General features: G+C 43.2%; 13 protein-coding genes. 10 read left to right on the top strand and 3 right to left on the bottom strand.

Features of this window, described 5'->3' with window-relative positions; genetic code table 11:
- Nucleotides 1–20: 20 nt before the first annotated feature.
- From PHU20_RS02775 to PHU20_RS02795, 5 genes are all read left to right on the top strand, one after another.
- Entirely contained in the window at nt 21–1730 is a 1710-nt protein-coding gene (locus PHU20_RS02775; RefSeq protein WP_274823813.1) for a phospho-sugar mutase, read from the top strand.
- Nucleotides 1730–3550, top strand: a complete 1821-nt coding sequence (locus PHU20_RS02780; RefSeq protein WP_274823814.1) for an ABC transporter ATP-binding protein — start codon at nt 1730–1732, stop codon at nt 3548–3550. Before PHU20_RS02775 ends, PHU20_RS02780 begins: the two co-directional genes overlap by 1 nt.
- A 70-nt stretch (nt 3551–3620) precedes the next feature.
- Nucleotides 3621–4163: an RNA polymerase sigma factor gene (locus PHU20_RS02785; RefSeq protein ID WP_274823815.1), complete on the top strand. Its 543-nt coding sequence runs from the start codon at nt 3621–3623 to the stop codon at nt 4161–4163.
- 33 nt (nt 4164–4196) lie between these two features.
- Complete coding sequence (locus PHU20_RS02790; RefSeq protein WP_274823816.1) at nt 4197–4727, top strand: hypothetical protein; 531 nt, start codon at nt 4197–4199, stop codon at nt 4725–4727.
- Nucleotides 4717–5175 (top strand): hypothetical protein, encoded by a 459-nt coding sequence (locus PHU20_RS02795; RefSeq protein WP_274823817.1) that lies wholly within the window; start codon nt 4717–4719, stop codon nt 5173–5175. Before PHU20_RS02790 ends, PHU20_RS02795 begins: the two co-directional genes overlap by 11 nt.
- A 53-nt stretch (nt 5176–5228) precedes the next feature.
- Here PHU20_RS02795 and PHU20_RS02800 read toward each other — a convergent pair whose 3' ends face one another.
- Complete coding sequence (locus tag PHU20_RS02800; RefSeq protein ID WP_274823818.1) at nt 5229–6257, bottom strand: WD40/YVTN/BNR-like repeat-containing protein; 1029 nt, start codon at nt 6255–6257, stop codon at nt 5229–5231.
- Between the two features lie 71 nt (nt 6258–6328).
- Here PHU20_RS02800 and PHU20_RS02805 point away from each other — a divergent pair, with 71 nt between their 5' ends.
- Entirely contained in the window at nt 6329–7543 is a 1215-nt protein-coding gene (locus tag PHU20_RS02805) for an RsmB/NOP family class I SAM-dependent RNA methyltransferase (RefSeq protein ID WP_274823819.1), read from the top strand.
- Between the two features lie 104 nt (nt 7544–7647).
- On the opposite strand, the gene PHU20_RS02810 is transcribed toward PHU20_RS02805, so the two are convergent.
- Complete coding sequence (locus PHU20_RS02810; RefSeq protein ID WP_274823820.1) at nt 7648–9240, bottom strand: zinc-binding metallopeptidase family protein; 1593 nt, start codon at nt 9238–9240, stop codon at nt 7648–7650.
- Between the two features lie 281 nt (nt 9241–9521).
- On the opposite strand from PHU20_RS02810, the gene purL reads away from it, so the two are divergent.
- A complete protein-coding gene (gene purL, locus PHU20_RS02815; RefSeq protein WP_274823821.1) occupies nt 9522–13181 on the top strand; it encodes a phosphoribosylformylglycinamidine synthase in 3660 nt (1219 codons plus the stop codon).
- 100 nt (nt 13182–13281) lie between these two features.
- Here the strand turns inward: purL and PHU20_RS02820 are convergent, their stop codons facing one another.
- Nucleotides 13282–14397 (bottom strand): glycoside hydrolase family protein, encoded by a 1116-nt coding sequence (locus PHU20_RS02820; protein WP_274823822.1) that lies wholly within the window; start codon nt 14395–14397, stop codon nt 13282–13284.
- A 277-nt stretch (nt 14398–14674) separates the two neighbouring features.
- Here PHU20_RS02820 and PHU20_RS02825 point away from each other — a divergent pair, with 277 nt between their 5' ends.
- From PHU20_RS02825 to PHU20_RS02835, 3 genes are all read left to right on the top strand, one after another.
- Nucleotides 14675–16444 (top strand): AMP-dependent synthetase/ligase, encoded by a 1770-nt coding sequence (locus PHU20_RS02825; protein WP_274823823.1) that lies wholly within the window; start codon nt 14675–14677, stop codon nt 16442–16444.
- 128 nt (nt 16445–16572) lie between these two features.
- The gene (locus PHU20_RS02830; protein WP_274823824.1) at nt 16573–17013 is read left to right on the top strand and encodes a MarR family winged helix-turn-helix transcriptional regulator; all 441 of its coding nucleotides are present in this window, start codon (nt 16573–16575) and stop codon (nt 17011–17013) included.
- A 26-nt stretch (nt 17014–17039) separates the two neighbouring features.
- On the top strand, nt 17040–19445 hold the full coding sequence (locus PHU20_RS02835; RefSeq protein ID WP_274823825.1) for a 3-hydroxyacyl-CoA dehydrogenase/enoyl-CoA hydratase family protein: 2406 nt from the start codon (nt 17040–17042) through the stop codon (nt 19443–19445).
- The last annotated feature ends 73 nt before the right edge of the window (nt 19446–19518 follow it).

Raw genomic sequence — 19518 nt, forward strand, 5'->3', positions numbered from 1 at the left:
AAAAATAAATTATAAAGTATATGGATTCTATTTTACACACTGCCAAAAGCTGGCTTTCAGATTTTTTCGATACCGATGTCAAAAACGAAATACAAAACCTTATCGATAAGGATCCCGAAGGATTAAAGGATCGGTTTTACAGGAACATGGAATTCGGTACTGGCGGAATGCGTGGGGTCATGGGTGTTGGCACCAATAGAATCAATAAATACACTTTGGGAAAAAGTACCCAAGGACTAAGTAATTACCTTAAAAAGGTATACGCCGAGGAAGAGCTAAAGGTCGTCATTGCTTATGATTGCCGTCATAATAGCGATACATTGGCCAAGACCGTTGCCGAAGTGCTCTCGGCCAATGGCATCAAAGTCTTTCTTTTTTCAGAATTGAGGACCACACCCGAATTGTCATTTGCCGTAAGACACCTCAATTGCCATGCAGGAATCGTTTTGACCGCCTCCCATAATCCGCCAGAATATAACGGATATAAAGTATATTGGACCGATGGCGGACAGATCGTACCTCCACAAGATGGCGAAATCATCGGGGAAATCGACAAATTGGCCTACGAGGATATCAATTTCAAAGCCAATGACGATTTGATCGAATATATCGACAAGGAAGTCGATGAGGCCTTTATATCCGCTTCCATTGCCAACGGCAGCTTCAACGCCAAAGGGAAAGATGATTTCAAGATTGTCTTTACCTCATTGCACGGCACCTCCATTACGGCGATTCCGGAAGTCTTGAAAAGAGCAGGATACAACAATGTAACCATCATTGAAGAACAGGCAAAACCCGATGGGAACTTCCCAACGGTAAAATCGCCCAACCCCGAAGAACCCGAAGCCCTTTCCCTGGCCATTAAAAAAGCCGAGGAAATAGGAGCCGATATGGTTATCGGTACAGATCCCGATAGTGACCGCTTGGGAATTGCAGTCCGAAACCTCGATGGGGAAATGGAATTGCTCAACGGAAACCAGACCATGGTGATGATGACCAAATTCTTGTTGCAAAAACGTAAGGAAAAAGGTATGGAAGGCAATGAATTCATTGCTTCGACCATTGTTTCCACCCCCATGATGAGCCCATTGGCCAAGGCCTATGGCGTAGATTATAAAATTGTATTGACCGGTTTTAAATGGATCGCCAAAATGATCAAGGATTTCCCGGAACAATATTTTGTAGGTGGTGGGGAAGAAAGTTTCGGCTTTATGGTCGGTGATTTCGTTCGTGACAAAGATGCCGTTACCGCTACCCTATTGGCCTGTGAAATCGCCGCTGATGCCAAGGCAAAAGGAAGTTCTTTCTATAAGGAATTGATCCAATGCTATGTTGATTATGGGTTCTATAAGGAAAAATTGATTTCAATGACCAAAAAAGGAATCAGTGGGGCCGAGGAAATAAAACAAATGATGGTCGATTACAGGGAAAATCCCGTTAAGGAAATCGATGGCTCAAAGGTTGAATGGATCCATGACTACAACACCTCTGTAGCAACCAATACCATTACGGGCAAAACAGAGCCCATAGAAATACCGAAATCGAATGTATTGATCTATACCACGGAAGATGGTACCCGTATGGCCGCAAGACCAAGTGGGACCGAGCCAAAGATCAAATTCTATTTCAGTATAAACGCTGCACTAGACAATGCAAAGGATTTTGAAAAAGTACGTAAGGAATTGGATGCAAAGCTTGATCGCATTGTAAAAGAACTGAAACTCGGTTAATGGAGTATTTTAAAAAAATCCTTCGCTTTGCGAAGCCTTATAAAAAATACGGATTTCTCAATATATTCTTTAATATCCTTTATGCGCTCTTCAGTGCCCTATCTTTTGCGGCACTGATACCCATGTTGGATGTGCTCTTTAAACCAGAGCATAAGGTTCTTAAGAAACCTATATACACGGGATTTGGGCATTTAAAGGATTACCTGCAGGACTATATCAATTACAGGGTGACCGACTATTCCGGGGATGACCAAATGAAAGGATTGATATTGGTCATTGGGCTCGTTTTAGTGTTGTTCTTGTTGAAGAACTTCTTTAACTATGCTGCCATGTACTTTATTACATTCCTGCGTAACGGGGTTTTGAAGGATATTCGAAACCGGATGTACCATAAGATCACCGAGCTTCCCATTTCCTATTATTCGGAAAAAAGAAAAGGGGATGTCATTGCCCGGATTACCTCGGATGTATTGGAAATACAGCACTCTTTTCTTTCCATATTGGAATTGATCGTGCGTGAACCGTTGACCATTGTATTCACCATTTTGATCATGTTCGGGATAAGTTCCAAACTCACGATTTTCGTGTTCATCTTCATTCCGGTTGCAGGGGCCATCATTTCAAGGATCGGCAAATCATTGAAAAAGAAATCGGACCGGGTACAAAAGGAACAAGGTGAGTTTTTGTCCATTGTGGAAGAAACCTTGGGCGGATTAAGGGTCATAAAGGCCTTTAATGCGGAATCACGGTTTTATAAAACCTTCAGTACCTCTACCGAACGGTTTTTCCAATTCTCGAACAAATTATTGAACCGTCAGAATTTAGCTTCCCCAACGGGGGAATTTCTAGGTATTTTGGTCATCGGCGTACTCTTATGGTTCGGGGGTAAAATGGTATTGGTAGACAAAACCCTTGATGCTTCTTCATTTATCGCCTATATGGGGCTCGCCTATAACATACTTACTCCGGCAAAAGCCATAAGCAAAGCCTCTTTTGGGGTTAAAAAAGGAAATGCCGCCGCAGAACGCGTACTTCAGGTTTTGGAAACCGAAAACCCCATAGTGGACAAAGTGGATGCAAAAGTAAAGGACACTTTTGAAAATGCCATTGAGCTCCAGCAAATCAGCTTTAAGTATGAAGATGAATATGTACTCGAGAATTTCAACTTAAAAGTCCCTAAAGGGGATACCATCGCCCTAGTGGGACAATCGGGAAGTGGCAAGAGTACCATTGCCAATTTGGTGACCCGCTTTTATGATGTGAATGAAGGGGCCATTACCATTGATGGTACGAACATTAAGGATATCACCAAGAAATCGCTTCGCAACCTGATGGGATTGGTCACCCAAGATTCCATTTTGTTCAATGACACCGTTGGCAATAACATCGGCATGGGTAAAGAAAATGCTACTGAGGAAGAAATCGTCGAAGCGGCAAAAATCGCCAATGCCCATGATTTCATATCCGAATTGCCCGATGGTTACAATACCAATATCGGGGATAGCGGCAATAAATTAAGTGGCGGGCAAAAACAACGTATCTCCATCGCCAGGGCCGTTCTTAAGAACCCCCCGATCATGATACTCGACGAAGCGACCTCTGCCTTGGATACCGAAAGTGAACGTTTGGTGCAGGATGCGCTTGAAAAAATGATGTTGCACAGAACATCGATCGTCATTGCACATCGCTTATCGACCATTCAAAAAGCCAGTTCGATCGTCGTGTTGCAAAAAGGGAAGATCGTTGAACAGGGATCCCATGCCCAACTTATGGCAAAAAACGGGGTATATAAGAAATTGGTCGAAATGCAGACCCTTTAAATCCCATTACAACAGGGATCGATTAAACCTTTTATCTTTATTTTAGTCCTATAACAAATAACGTTGAAATTTGATTGCCGAAGATACCTTAGTCGATGATTTGAGACGGCCAGAGACACAGGCCAAAGCCTTTGAAGTGTTGGTGAACACTTACAAAGAAAGGCTTTATTGGCACATACGTAGGATAGTTCTAAACCATGATGATGCGGACGATGTGCTACAAAACACCTTTATAAAAATTTATAAAAACATCGATGGATTCAACGGGGAAAGCCAATTATATTCATGGATGTACCGTATAGCGACCAATGAAGCCCTGACTCTTTTAAAAAAGAAATCAAAAAACATGGGAATCTCCGATGCCGAACTCCAAGAACGAATGGTTTCCAATTTGGAAGCCGACGTCTATTTTAACGGGGATGAAATAGAACTGAAATTACAAAGGGCCTTGGCCACCCTCCCCAAAAAGCAAAAATTGGTCTTTAACATGAAGTATTACCAAGACATGAAATACGAGGAAATATCGGAGGCCCTGCAAACATCGGTCGGGGCATTAAAAGCATCCTACCATTTGGCCGTTAAAAAATTGGAAGCTTTTTTAAAAGAAGATTAAACCTTTTAAGCTATTGATAGTCAAAGAATAGAAATGAAAAAGGCAGACAACCATAAAAACTTTAAAACCCCCGAAGGGTACTTCGAAGGGTTTACGGATAGGCTTCTTGATCGGATAGCGACCAATGAAAGTCCTGAAAAGGGTTCCGTATTGCCCAAATCGGATGGTTTTGGCGTACCTGACAACTATTTTGAGGAATTGAACGCAAAGATCAAGGCCAAGTTGGATCAGGATGAAACCAAAGTCATCAAATTGAACCCTAGGCGCAATTATTTGTATTATGCGGCTGCATCCATTGCCGTCTTGGTTCTTTTGACCATAGGCATTCGTATCTCCCGAACTACCGAGCCCACGTTCGAAAGTTTGGCCAAGTCCGATATCGAAGACTATTTTGAAAGTTCCGATTTCGGTTTTTCCACCTATGAAATCGCAGAAGTTCTCCCAATCGATGATTTAGAGGTCTCCGATATTTTGGAAAATCAGTTTGCCGATGAGTATATCATTGATTATTTGGATGAAAACCTTGAAAATTTTGAAGAATTAAACCTGTTGAATGATGATTAATTATAAAAACATCGCCATCGTAATATTCTTGCTGTTTTCGACGACCCTTATTTTTGGGCAGCGCAAACCGGACAGGAGTAAAATAAGGACATTAAAAATCGCTTATATCTCTGAACAATTGGATTTCACGAGCAAGGAAGCCGAGGCTTTTTGGCCGATCTATAATTCCTATCAGGATAAAATGGACACTTTTAGGGATAGGGAACGCAACCAGATCTACGCCAAGGTAAAGGATATGGATTCCCGGACGGAAAAGGAAGTGAATGCTTTATTGGACGATTTGATTGCCCTTGAAGATGAAAAGAATATGGTAAGCAACCAATTTTTAAAAGACATACGAAAAGTGATTTCCGCTAAAAAAACCTTTTTGTTATTAAAGTCCGAGAACGGTTTTAAACGGCACTTGCTACAACAATATCGCCAGAAAAAACGGGATGGGCCGCAATAAATTATATTATCACTAATTTGGATAAATTCCGGAAAAGGGGCCAAAGGCCCCTTTTACTTTTTAAAAGACAGTTTGGAAATTCTATTTTTACCCGCTGCATACGCTATGGAATCGTTTAAAAAACGAATAGTGTAAAAAGATTCATCCGATAATTTCGACCAACTTACCCCCTTATCACTACTATAAGCTATCCCTGTAAAGCCCACCGCAACGATCTGATCACCATCTGATTTAGGGACAAACTGCACACAACTCTTATAATTCGGTTCTTGACCATCGGCCAACAACCTCCATGTTTTGCCCCCGTCGACGGTCATTGCCTTATTCGCGCTATTCCCCTCAGGCTGGGTATAATCGCCCCCTATGGCTATCCCTAAATTTTCATTGTAAAAATCGATGGAGTAAATGCCTTGGGTAGCCTCTTCACCGGCAATCGGTGTTGTTTGTAGCTCCCAAGTCCTTCCCTTATCCCCGGAAAAATAAACAGTCCCACTGGTGGTAGCGACCCATGTTTTATCCCCAATGGTCTTGATATTCGTATTACTTGCTGCGAACGCCCCTTCCCCTTCCTTGGCCTTCGGTAGATCCGAACAAGGAAGCTTCACCCATGAAAGTCCGCCATTCCTTGTGACGATTATCGATAGACAACCCTCTTGGGAATCACCTATGGCAATCCCCTCAAGATCGTTCCAAAAGGTCATTGCATCATAAAAGACATTTTCCCCGTCTTCCCGATATACCAGTTCCATTCCGGAATCCCCGGTTTTGTACAAAAGGGCAGGACTAGAAACGGAAAGCATGAAAAAATCGGCCGTTGTATGTGCCACAGCCCTAAATTCAGGCAGAATCGAATCTTGCTTTAGTCTATTGGTCCGTACTTGATCGGTATTCAAATCGATACTGCCAAAAACACCATTGTTGGCCGCAAAGGCCAAACTGTTGTCCAAAAGCTCTATCGCCCTTATACTCAAGGAATCCGAATAAAGGGTTTTTACATGGACTTGGGTAAAGGGTTTGGTTTCTTTTTGTTGGTTACATCCAACGGCTATCACAAGGATAAATAGACAGAGAATTTTTCGCATTAGAATATTTTTTTCAAAAATAGACAGAATAGCAGCCAAAACGATACCTTTGCAGCCTTATTTTTTAAGATATGAAACTTCATAGGAACTTAGTTTTTGCAGTTGTCGATGCCCTTGGAAACATTTTCAACGATGGGGAATATGCCGATAAGGTTGTTGAAAAAACATTGAAAAGGGATAAACGTTGGGGATCTCGCGACAGGGGATTCATTGCCGAAACAACCTATGATATTGTGCGATGGAAACGCCTTTACGCAGAAATTGCCGAGGTTAAGGCCCCATATAGTCGTGCCAATCTCTTTAGGTTGTTCGTGGTATGGGCCGTATTAAGAGGAATTGAATTGCCCGATTGGAAACAATTGGAATCCGTACCGAACAGAAGGATCAAAGGGAAATTCGATGAACTTTCAAAAATCAGAAAATACAGGGAATCCATTCCCGATTGGTTGGATGAATTGGGCGAAAAAGCGTTAGGCGAAAAACTATGGACGAAAGAAATCGCGGCCTTAAACCAACAGGCCAAAGTAATCCTAAGGGTCAACACCCTAAAAACCACCAAAGAAAAACTTCGAAAGACCTTATTGGATGAAGGAATCGTGGCCGAGGCCATAAAAGGCCATTCCTCTGCCCTACAACTAGTCGAGCGGGCCAACGTATTTACGACAAATGCGTTTAAAGATGGATTGTTCGAGGTACAGGATGCCTCTTCCCAGCTGGTATCCGAGTTTTTAGAGGTAAAACCAGGACAACGTGTTATCGATACCTGTGCTGGTGCAGGGGGCAAAACCTTACACCTTGCGGCCTTAATGGAAAACAAAGGGCAATTGATCGCCTTGGATATCTACGGCAATAAACTCAAGGAGTTAAAACGAAGAGCACGTAGAAATGGCGCCCATAATATAGAGCCGAGAACGATAGATTCGACCAAGGTCATCAAAAAATTATACAACAGTGCGGATCGCGTGCTTATTGATGCCCCTTGTACTGGGCTAGGTGTCCTAAAAAGAAATCCGGATGCCAAATGGAAATTACAGCCCGATTTCTTGGACAAGATCACCAAAACCCAACAAGAAATCCTGAGAAGCTACAGTAAAATGGTGAAATCAGGCGGAAAAATGGTTTATGCCACCTGCTCTATTCTCCCCCAGGAAAATTCCGAACAGGTAATGGCCTTCCTAGCGTCTGAAGAAGGACAGGAATTTAAGCTGGCCAAGGAAAATAAGGTCTATGCCTCGAAAACGGGGTTTGACGGCTTTTATATGGCACTGCTCGAAAAAAAGTCCTAAAACTCTTATTTTCACCAATAAAACACGTGTAATACAAGTCAAAGGAAGTACTATTGGCAACGACCCTAACTACGGGATATAAATAAACATAAACCCGTAAAACCTTATTGCTTCAAGGTAGGGTATGAAATGCCCAACTGTTCCAAATATGTATCGTATTTGGTTTCATCATAGTAAAATGACTCCAACTGGGCCCTAAACTTTTCTTGTTTATCCGTATTTAAATAGATAGGCGGCATATCGTCCTCAGAAATCATCGGTTCATATTTGGTCTCTTTTGATTGTACATTGTCAAAATAGTCCCAAGCACCCTCCAACAACCCGGGTTTTACCAAAAAATCGAGTATGGTCATGGCCTCCACTTTGGCACCTGCGACCACGCCTTTATGGGCAATGGGTGTTGCCATGGCAATGGCATTGCTCCAATGGTGGCCCTGCAAGCCCGGAATATTGGATGGAAAACGCATGGTAACGGTCGGCACCTTCCATGAAATATCCCCAATATCGTCCGACCCTCCACTGATTGGTTCCTCTACGGGCAATCCCAAGGGGGCCAATTCGGTGGGCAATCCTTCGATTTTTTTGGATTCAACCTCTTTTTGGACGGCCATGGCCAAGGTTTGATCGGCCTCGGACCATGTTGGCAGGCCTACCGCTTTTATGTTTTCGTACATGGTTTCGGCGATGACCTTATTGTAGTGCCTGGGCCAAGCCGTACCCAACACTTTGGAGGTCATTGTCGTTCCTGTCATCAAGGCAGCACCTTTGGCCATATCGTTTGCCATTGCATACATTTCCATAATCCCCTCATACTCCACATCCCTAAAATAAAACCAAATAGCAGCTTTTGAGGGCACCACGTTGGGTTGATCCCCGGAATCGGTAAATATGGAATGGGAACGTTTCAACGGATGTAAATGCTCTCGCTTGTAGTTCCAGCCGATATTCATCAACTCAGCCGCATCCAAAGCGCTTCTTCCGCGCCAGGGGGAACCCGCAGAGTGTGCCGCTTCCCCTTCAAAAGCGTATTCTACCGATATTAAACCCGTACCTCGGGTGGGTCCGTACGACACACTAAGATTATTACCTACATGGGTAAAGATACACATGTCTATATGATCGAAAAGTCCATCCCTTACATACCACGCCTTTGCGGCCACCAATTCTTCCGCTATACCGGGCCATATGACCAATGTACCCCCAATATGTTCTTTTTCCATAATCTGCTTTACAGCCAAGGCCGATAAAATATTAAGTGGTATGCCTGAATTGTGGCCTTCCCCGTGTCCAGGGGCACCTTCCACAATAGGCTTATGGTACGCCACTCCAGGATATTGTGATGCCTTGGGAATGCAATCCACATCACTTCCGAGAGCGATTACCGGTCCGTCGCCATTGCTCCATTTAGCGATCCATGCTGTTGGTATACCAGAAATCGAATGCTCAATTTCAAATCCGTTCTGCTCCAAAATCCCCGTGAGGTATTTAGACGATTCCACCTCTTGAAAACCAAGCTCGGAAAAACTAAAAACCTTATCCACCATCACCTGGGCCTGTTTTTCATTATTTTCAATGATAGAGGTCAACGTTGTTTTAATTTTGGCAATCTGCTTTTTAGAATATTTTTTTTGGGCATTTAGTAGGAACATTCCATTTAAACATAACACGATTACGGGAAGAAGGTACTTTTTGGTCATTTAGGTACAAGGGTTTGATTAGTGCTTAAAAAGGTACATAATTACACCATTAAAAGGGGTGCGGCCATATATTTTTACCAATTTGGGAAAATGGGGCCCCGGAATTAATAAAAACAAATTTTTTTTCGTCATGCTCCGTATTATCATCAATCGGCCCGTACTTCCTTAACCAAATGGAAACTATCAACAATATTCGTTGAAAAGTGTTAGGGCACAACGGTTGATTTCATACTTAAAATCGTAAATTTGCATTTTTCCATTTTGTAAAGAACAACACCGATATGATCCATTTCTTTGGGGACATGGCAAGAAAGGTTTTTGCCGTCCAAACAACTCAGGAAATTACCAACACAGACGAATCGAAGTTATCGTGGCTGTTTGGTAACCAACCCAAGATAAACATGGCGTCACTTGACGCCTTTTTTGTTGGCCCCAGGGCCGCCATGATCACACCTTGGAGTACCAATGCGACCGAGATCACCCAGAATATGGGTATAAAAGGGATTGTCCGTATTGAGGAATTCCAGGTTGTTGATGCGGACTTCACGGATTACGACCCCATGCTTTCGCAAAAATTCAATACATTATCCCAAGACATCTTTAAAATCGATGTGGTACCGGAACCCATTTTGGAAATCGATGATATCGCCGCCTATAATGTACAGGAAGGTTTATCTTTGAGTGAAGAAGAGGTGGCCTATTTAAACGAACTCTCTAAAAAAATAGGGCGCAAATTGACCGATTCCGAAGTCTTTGGTTTCAGTCAGGTGAATTCAGAACATTGCCGCCACAAAATATTCAACGGAACCTTTGTGATCGATGGAGAGGAAAAACCAACTTCCCTGTTCAAACTCATTAAAAAAACTTCCCAAGAACACCCGAACGATATCGTTTCGGCCTACAAAGACAATGTAGCTTTCGTAAAGGGCCCAAAGGTGGTACAATTCGCCCCCAAAAGTGCCGATAAACCCGATTATTATGAAGAAAAGGAGTTTGAATCGGTTATTTCCCTAAAAGCTGAAACCCACAATTTCCCGACCACTGTGGAACCTTTCAATGGTGCGGCAACCGGTTCTGGTGGGGAGATCCGCGATCGTTTGGCCGGTGGTAAAGGTTCATTGCCTTTGGCCGGTACAGCGGTTTATATGACCTCTTACTCCCGTTTGGAAGAAAATCGCCCTTGGGAAAACGCCATGCCAGAACGGGAATGGTTGTACCAGACCCCAATGGATATCTTGATAAAGGCATCGAACGGTGCATCCGATTTCGGAAATAAATTCGGCCAGCCCCTGATCGTAGGGTCTGTACTTACATTCGAACATACAGAGGATGCCCGTAGATTGGGCTTTGATAAAGTGATAATGCAAGCTGGGGGTATCGGTTACGGCAAAGCCGATCAAGCCCTAAAAGACAGTCCGAATACCGGGGACAAGATCATAATCCTGGGTGGCGACAACTACCGAATTGGTATGGGGGGCGCAGCCGTCTCAAGTGCCGATACCGGAGCGTTCAGTTCCGCCATCGAATTAAATGCCGTTCAGCGTTCGAACCCGGAGATGCAGAAAAGAGCGGCCAATGCTATACGTGGTATGGTGGAAAGTGATGAAAATCCCATTGTCTCCATCCATGACCATGGCGCAGGCGGACATCTCAATTGTTTATCCGAACTGGTGGAAGATACGGGAGGTAAGATAGATTTGGATGCCTTGCCGATCGGGGATCCTACCCTATCGGCAAAAGAGATTATAGGAAATGAATCCCAAGAACGTATGGGACTTGTCATCGGTGAAAAAGACGTAGACCTATTACATCGTATTGCAGACCGGGAACGCTCACCCATGTACGAGGTGGGGGATGTGACCGGGGACCATAAATTCACCTTCGAATCGGCCAAAACAGGTGCCAAACCCATGGATTTGGATTTGGAGGACATGTTCGGCAGCTCTCCCAAAACGATCATGAGCGATGTTTCCGTCGAAAGGAAATATGGCAATCCGGAATACTCCTTGGAGCATTTCCATGAGTATTTGGAAGAAGTGCTACAACTGGAGGCCGTAGCCTGTAAAGACTGGTTAACGAATAAGGTGGATCGCTGTGTAGGTGGCCGCGTTGCCAAACAACAATGTGCGGGCCCCTTACAACTTCCTTTGAACAATTGTGGGGTAATGGCCCTCGATTTTAAAGGCAAGGAGGGCATTGCGACTTCAATAGGCCACTCCCCTATTTCCGGATTGATCGATCCCGTTGCCGGGAGCAGGAACAGTATTGCGGAAGCTTTGACCAATATAGTTTGGGCCCCCTTGAAAGAGGGTCTAAAATCGGTATCCCTTTCGGCCAATTGGATGTGGCCCTGTAAGAATGAAGGTGAAGATGCCCGTTTGTATGAAGCCGTACAGGCCGTATCGGAATTTGCCATCGATTTGGGCATCAACGTACCTACCGGAAAGGATTCCCTTTCCATGAAACAGAAGTACAAAGATGGGGATGTCATCTCGCCAGGTACCGTGATTATTTCCGCAGCAGGGAATTGTGATGACATCACCAAAGTCGTTGAGCCTGTTTTCAGGAAAAGCGGTGGCGCAATTTATTATATCAACCTTTCTAAAGACACCTATAAACTCGGTGGTTCTTCATTTGCACAAATCCGGAATAAAATCGGGAATGAAACACCCACGATCAAAGAGGCCGGTTATGTGAAAACCGTTTTCAATACCCTTCAAAAAGCCATTCGTAACGGACAGATCCTGGCAGGTCATGATGTTGCCTCGGGCGGTTTGATAACCACTTTGCTGGAAATGTGTTTCGCCAACACCAATCTGGGAGCGGATTTGGATGTATCAAACCTGAAGGAAGACGACACCATAAAACTTTTGTTCTCTGAAAATGCAGGTCTGGTGTTTCAAGCCAAGGACGATGCCATCGTTGACCTCTTTAAAGAAGCACAAATCGAGATCCACAAAATTGGTGAAGTCACCAAAAAACCAAGATTCAACATAAAACACAATACGGTTGAAATAGGCCTGAACGTACACTCATTAAGGGATACGTGGTACAAAACATCCTATTTACTGGATCAAAAGCAAACTGCCGATAATCTTGCCAAGGAACGGTTTGATAATTTCAAGAACCAAAAATTAAGCTATACCTTTCCTAAGGGTTTTGAAGGGAAACTACCCAAAGCACCCCAGTCAAGACCAAAAGCGGCCATACTTCGCGAAAAAGGAAGTAATTCGGAACGGGAAATGGCCCATGCCATGTATTTGGCCGGTTTTGATGTAAAGGATGTCCATATGACCGATTTGATTTCGGGCCGGGAGACCCTTGAGGACATACGGTTTATAGGTGCTGTCGGAGGCTTTTCGAATTCCGATGTTCTTGGTAGTGCCAAAGGATGGGCAGGAGCCTTTAAATACAATGAAAAGGCGAATACGGCGTTACGGAATTTCTTTGCCCGACCCGATACCCTATCGGTAGGTATTTGTAATGGTTGTCAATTGTTCATGGAATTGGATCTAATCAATCCAGACCATGCGGAACACGGCAGGATGTTGCATAACGATTCCCATAAACACGAAAGCAGTTTCACTTCGGTAAAGATCCAAAAAAACAACTCGGTAATGCTCTCCGAATTGGAAGGTACCACCTTAGGTGTTTGGATATCCCATGGTGAAGGAAAATTCCATCTCCCCCAAGCAGAGGAAAACTATGGAATCGTTGCCAAATATGGCTACGAAGGCTATCCTGCGAACCCCAATGGGAGCAAATACAATACCGCTATGTTATGCGATGGTACGGGAAGGCATTTGGTCACCATGCCACACATTGAGCGATCAATATTCCCTTGGAACTGGGCCCATTACCCAAAAAATAAGGCGCATGAGGTTTCCCCATGGATCAAAGCTTTTGTCAATGCACGTAAATGGATCGAGAAACATCATTAATGGTGATTTTGAAATATGTCAAGCATTAAAAAAGGAGCCTCTAAATGGGCTCCTTTTTTTCAACTCAAGTCAACTCTACTTAACTCAAACAACGTATCTTCTATTTTTTATCCGAATAATCGGTATAAATGGCTTTTTCAAAGGCCTCCCAATGTTCTGGTGTCATTCTTCCCGGGGTAAACAAACAAATTCCGCTCGCCCCATTTTCCATAGAACCCCGTATTGCCGTTCCTATCTCGGAAGGCAATAAACCATGATTTTCAGGGTCTTTTTCATTCGATTTGTTTTTGGGCTTTGGGCAAATAAAAAGACCACTATAGATAGGCTTTTTCCCATTTACCGCAGCAACTTCCTCCTTGGTCATTGTGGCCACCCACGCTGGCCCCTCTAAATAGAAATCATTGTAATTCATGGGGTAAATGGCATCCAGGTCCCATTGGTCCCACTCCTGCCGCACTAATTTTTTTGCAATTGATGGGCCAGGGAATACCGCAGCATTAATGACTTTTCCCTTATCGTGGACCACCTTGGATAATCTATTGACCAAGTTGGTAATCAAATCGTATCTAAACTGCTTCCATTCCTGGACTTGTGATGGGTCTTCGACCTCTTTTATAGCTATCCCCGTCTGCTCCTTAAAGTCCGAGGTGCATTTATCACAATAACAATAATCATACTCCGGATATTCACGATCCATGACCAATCCGTATTTATCCCATAGCCCCCTAGCCAATATAACATCGGGGAAACGGATAAAATCGAGATGGATTCCGTCTACTTCCTTTACGTCGGCCACACTACCATACAAATCAGCTAAAAACGTATAGGTACCTTCTTTATTGGGACAAAGGAATTTATAATGGTCTACATAAGCAGGTTTATCCAATGCCGACTCCCCTTGGCCATTGATCGCATATAGACTTTGATCTATTTTTGGGTTTTCCCCTTGTACCATTGTAGGTATCCAGGTGTGGAATTCCATACCTGCCTCCTTCACCAAAGCCCCAACCCTTTTATAGGTCTCGGGGTCATGACCACCGCTGTACATTAAACCGTCGACGCCTTTATCTTTTAAATCATTGAATTTAGCCAACAACTCCTGGTCCGAAGCATCACCAGGACCACCTGTCCATGCATAAACGGGCACCTTCGGTCCTTTTTGGTTACACGAAACCAAGGTTAAAACCATCAAACAGAACGTTAATAATCTACTCATCGACCTTTTTTTTTATTGAATTCGTGATGAAATTATCCAAATTTAATTTTCACTGATAAAAACTTAGCCGAATAACATCTTTGAAGATCTAAACAACAATAAATTAAGGAGTTCGACCTTTTGTAACTTCTGAAAAAGAATGCTAAATCGACAAATCACAAAGATTTATTTGGGCAAATAATGAAGTATTCGCATATTATGCATGCAAATTTTATTAATCTTATTTTAAAATACCAACTGCTTTTCCTAATTTGCAATATTGTTTTAGAATTTAAATATGCAAGAGATTACTAGGTTATTTGATTTTCCATATTACCAACTTGAAAAATTCAACTTAGAAAAAGCCTTGGTCACCAAGTATGATGGTGATTGGGTAGCCACTTCCACCCAAGAATACGTCGATAAGGCGAATGCCATAAGTAGGGCCTTGTTGCGAATGGGTGTCAAGCCCAACGATAAGATCGCCATAATATCGATGACCAATAGAACGGAATGGAACATCATGGATATCGGCGTCTTACAGATCGGGGCACAGAACGTTCCCATTTACCCAACAATCTCCGAAGAGGATTATCAATACATACTTAATCATTCCGAAGCTAAATATTGCTTTGTTTCCTGCAACGAAGTCCATAAAAAAATCATAGCGGTACAATCCGAATTGGAAACCGTAAAAGAAATCTATTCCTTTGACCAACTCACCAATTGTAAAAATTGGAATGAAGTCTTGGAGAAAGGGGCTGACACCAGCAATATGGATGACGTTGAAAAATTGAAGGATGCCGTTAAGCCGAATGATTTGGCAACCTTGATTTATACCTCGGGAACGACCGGAAAACCAAAAGGGGTAATGCTCTCCCACCACAATATAGTTAGTAACACCTTCCAAAGTTCAGAACGAGTCCCCCTTAATGATGGGGTTTCGGTGGCCATGAGTTTTCTTCCGGTATGCCATATCTATGAACGAATGCTCATGTACCTTTACCAATATAAAGGGGTCAGTATTTATTTCGCTCCTATTGATAAGATCAGTGAATACCTTAAAGAGGTGAAACCGGAAATCATGACGGCCGTTCCGAGACTTTTGGAAAAGGTGTATGACAAGATAATCGCCAGAGGAGCGGACTTGACCGGAATTAAAAGGGCAATATTTTTCTGGGCCGTGAATGTCGGATTGCAATATGAGCCCTATGGCCAGAATGGCTGGTTGTATGAACGCAAATTGGCATTGGCCCGTAAGCTTATATTCAGCAAATGGAAAGAGGCTTTGGGAGGCAATCTTAAATTAATAGCTTCAGGGAGCGCTGCCTTACAACCAAGATTGGCCCGAATATTCAATGCGGCGGAAATGGGGGTCATGGAAGGGTACGGACTTACCGAAACCTCCCCCGTTGTTTCGGTGAACGATATGCGCAACCATGGTTTTAGAATAGGCTCCGTGGGGAAACCCCTTAAGGATACCGAAGTCAAAATAGCCGAAGATGGCGAAATATGCATTAAAGGCCCACAGGTAATGATGGGCTACTATAAAGATCCGGAGCGTACTGCCCAAGTTTTAATAGAAGGATACTTCCATACAGGGGATATCGGGGAATTGGATAACGATGGGTTTCTAAAAATCACCGATAGGAAAAAGGAAATGTTCAAAACCTCGGGAGGTAAATATGTAGCCCCACAACTTTTAGAGAACAGATTCAAGCAATCGCTCTTTATCGAACAGATCATGGTCGTAGGTGAAGGCGAAAAAATGCCGGCTGCCATTATCCAGCCGAATTTTGAATTCTTGCACGATTGGGCCTCACGTCATTATAGAAAATTCACCGATAACCAGGATTTGGTAAAAGACCGCAAGGTCATTGCCCGTTTTCAAGAAGAAATAGACAAAGCGAACGAAGACTTCGCAAAATGGGAAAAAGTAAAACAATTCAGGATGACCCCGGATGTATGGAGCGTTGAAGAGGGCCATTTGACACCCACCCTAAAGCTTCGCCGTAAAATAATAAAGAGTAAATACCTAGATCTCTACAACGATATTTATGGTCATTGAGACTTTCTAAACCCAAGATCCAACCATCATAAACGAAAGAATAAAAATGTTAAGGATGCCCAGTTTTACAAAATTTTATTATGCATGCATAGTATTTTTTTATATATTTGATAGCCAATCAGTCCTTTATGAGAGATGCAACGATAGATTATGCTTTAAGAGCCACCTGGCAAGCTGTTGCTAGAATGTATAATGAACAGGCTAAAACTTTTGATTCGACCATGGCAGTTGGTTTTACTTTATTGAGTATCGACCCAAAGACGGGAACACCGTCTACTGCCTTGGGGCCTAAGATGGGGATGGAGGCCACTAGCCTTTCAAGAATTCTGAAAAGCATGGAGGATAAAGGGTTGATCAAACGAAAACCCAACCCAAAAGACGGAAGAGGGGTTTTGATCCACCTGACTGATTTCGGCCTCGAAAAAAGAAAGGATTCCAAAGATGTGGTACTGCGTTTTAATGAAGTGGTACGCAACCATGTCTCCGAAGAAAAACTGGATGCCTTTTTTGAGGTAATGGAAATGATCAACAAACTTATCGCCGAGAAAAATATTTACAACATAGATTAAATTAAAATTAATTCACCTTAAACTACATGAACAAGCATATTCAAAAAGTAGCGGTAATAGGTTCTGGTATAATGGGAAGTGGCATTGCGTGCCATTTTGCCAATATCGGCGTAGAGGTCTTACTGTTAGACATCGTCCCTAGGGAACTTGATGACAAAGAAAAGGTAAAAGGACTTACCTTGAAAGACAAGGTGGTTCGTAACCGATTGGTGAACAATTCACTCACGGCTGCCTTAAAATCGAAACCCTCCCCTATCTACCATCAAAAATTCGCTTCTAGGATCACCACGGGCAATCTTGAGGATGATATCGCCAAGGTAGCCGAAGTTGATTGGATCATTGAGGTTGTTGTAGAACGATTGGACATTAAGCAAAAAGTATTTGAAAACCTTGAAAAGTATAGGAAACCGGGCACATTGATCACCTCAAACACCTCTGGGATCCCCATCAAGTTCATGTCCGAAGGGCGTAGCGACGATTTTCAAAAACATTTTTGTGGCACCCACTTTTTCAATCCGGCCCGCTATTTAAAATTGTTCGAGATCATCCCAGGTCCTAAAACGGCACCTGAAGTATTGGAATTCCTGGACGGTTATGGTGGGAAATTCTTGGGAAAAACCTCCGTTTTGGCCAAGGACACGCCTGCTTTCATTGGCAATCGCATCGGTATCTTCAGTATCCAAAGCCTTTTCCATATGGTAAAGGAAATGGGTATGACCGTTGAGGAGGTCGACAAATTGACCGGTCCCGTCATCGGCAGGCCAAAATCGGCCACTTTCCGTACGGTGGATGTTGTTGGTTTGGATACCTTGGTCCATGTGGCCAACGGTCTTTATGAAAATTGTCCCAAGGACGAAAAGCATGGGCTTTTTAAATTACCCGATTTCATCAAAACCATGATGGAAAACAAATGGTTGGGCAGTAAAACCGGCCAAGGGTTTTATAAAAAAGTTAAAGGAAAGGAGGGTAAAAGTGAAATTTTGACCTTGGATTTGGACACCATGGACTACCGATCCAAGAAAAGTGCAAAATTCGCCACCCTCGAATTGACAAAAACCATTGACACGGTCGTAGACCGCTTTAAGGTACTCGTAGCAGGTAAAGACAAAGCCGGTGAGTTTTATAGAAAAAGCTTTGCCGCCCTTTTCGCGTATGTATCCCATAGGATTCCTGAAATTTCCGATGACCTATATAAAATAGATGACGCCATGAAAGCCGGTTTCGGTTGGGAACACGGACCTTTCCAGATTTGGGATGCCATTGGGTTGAAAAAAGGCTTGGAAATAATGAAAGCGGAAGGTGAAGAACCTGCCACATGGGTGTCCGAGATGGTAGCCGCGGGTACGGACTCCTTCTATACCGTAAAGGAAGGAGCCACCTATTTCTATCACATCCCTTCAAAATCGATGGAGAAAGTTCCCGGTCAGGATGCCTTTATCATTTTGGACAATATTCGGAAATCGAAGGAAGTTTTCAAAAATAGCGGAGTCGTGGTCGAAGATCTGGGCGACGGTATATTGAACGTAGAGTTCCAATCGAAAATGAATACCATAGGAGGTGATGTTTTGGCCGGTTTGAACAAAGCAATCGATTTGGCCGAAAAAGATTTCCAAGGCTTGGTAGTCGGTAACCAAGGTGCGAACTTCTCAGTAGGCGCCAATATCGGAATGATCTTCATGATGGCCGTGGAGCAAGAATACGATGAGCTCAATATGGCCATTAAAATGTTCCAAGATACCATGATGCGCATGCGTTATTCATCAATACCGACCATATCGGCCCCCCATGGCATGACCTTGGGCGGGGGGTGTGAACTATCCATGCATGCTGACAAGGTAGTCGCTGCAGCCGAAACCTATATCGGCTTGGTGGAATTCGGCGTTGGTGTGATTCCCGGAGGTGGTGGATCTAAGGAATTTGCCCTACGGGCCTCAGATACCTTCAAGAAAAATGATGTAGAGCTTAATGTGCTTCAAGAATATTTCTTGACCATAGGAATGGCAAAAGTTTCAACTTCGGCCTACGAAGCATATGACCTTGGCATCCTTCAAAAAGGAAAGGATATCGTGGTCGTGAACAAAGACCGTCAGATAGCCACCGCTAAAGCCTATGCAAAATTAATGGCAGAAACAGGGTATACCAAACCCATTAAACGTAAAGACATAAAAGTACTGGGCAAACAGGCATTGGGAATGTTCCTTGTAGGAACAGATGCCATGGAAGCCAGTCATTATATCAGTGAACACGATCAAAAAATCGCCAACAAATTGGCCTATGTAATGGCAGGTGGGGATCTGTCCGAGCCCACCTTGGTCAATGAGCAATACTTATTGGATCTTGAGCGGGAAGCCTTCCTGAGTTTATGTACGGAACGCAAGACCTTGGAACGTATACAACATATGTTAAAAACGGGTAAACCACTTCGCAACTAAACGCAAAGTTTAAGCCTTTAACCATTAGCTATTGACACTTTTAATCAAAACGTAAATGCTAGGAGCCGAAAGC

The organism is Maribacter polysaccharolyticus, assembly GCF_028882255.1.
GTDB classification, from domain to species: domain Bacteria; phylum Bacteroidota; class Bacteroidia; order Flavobacteriales; family Flavobacteriaceae; genus Maribacter_A; species Maribacter_A polysaccharolyticus.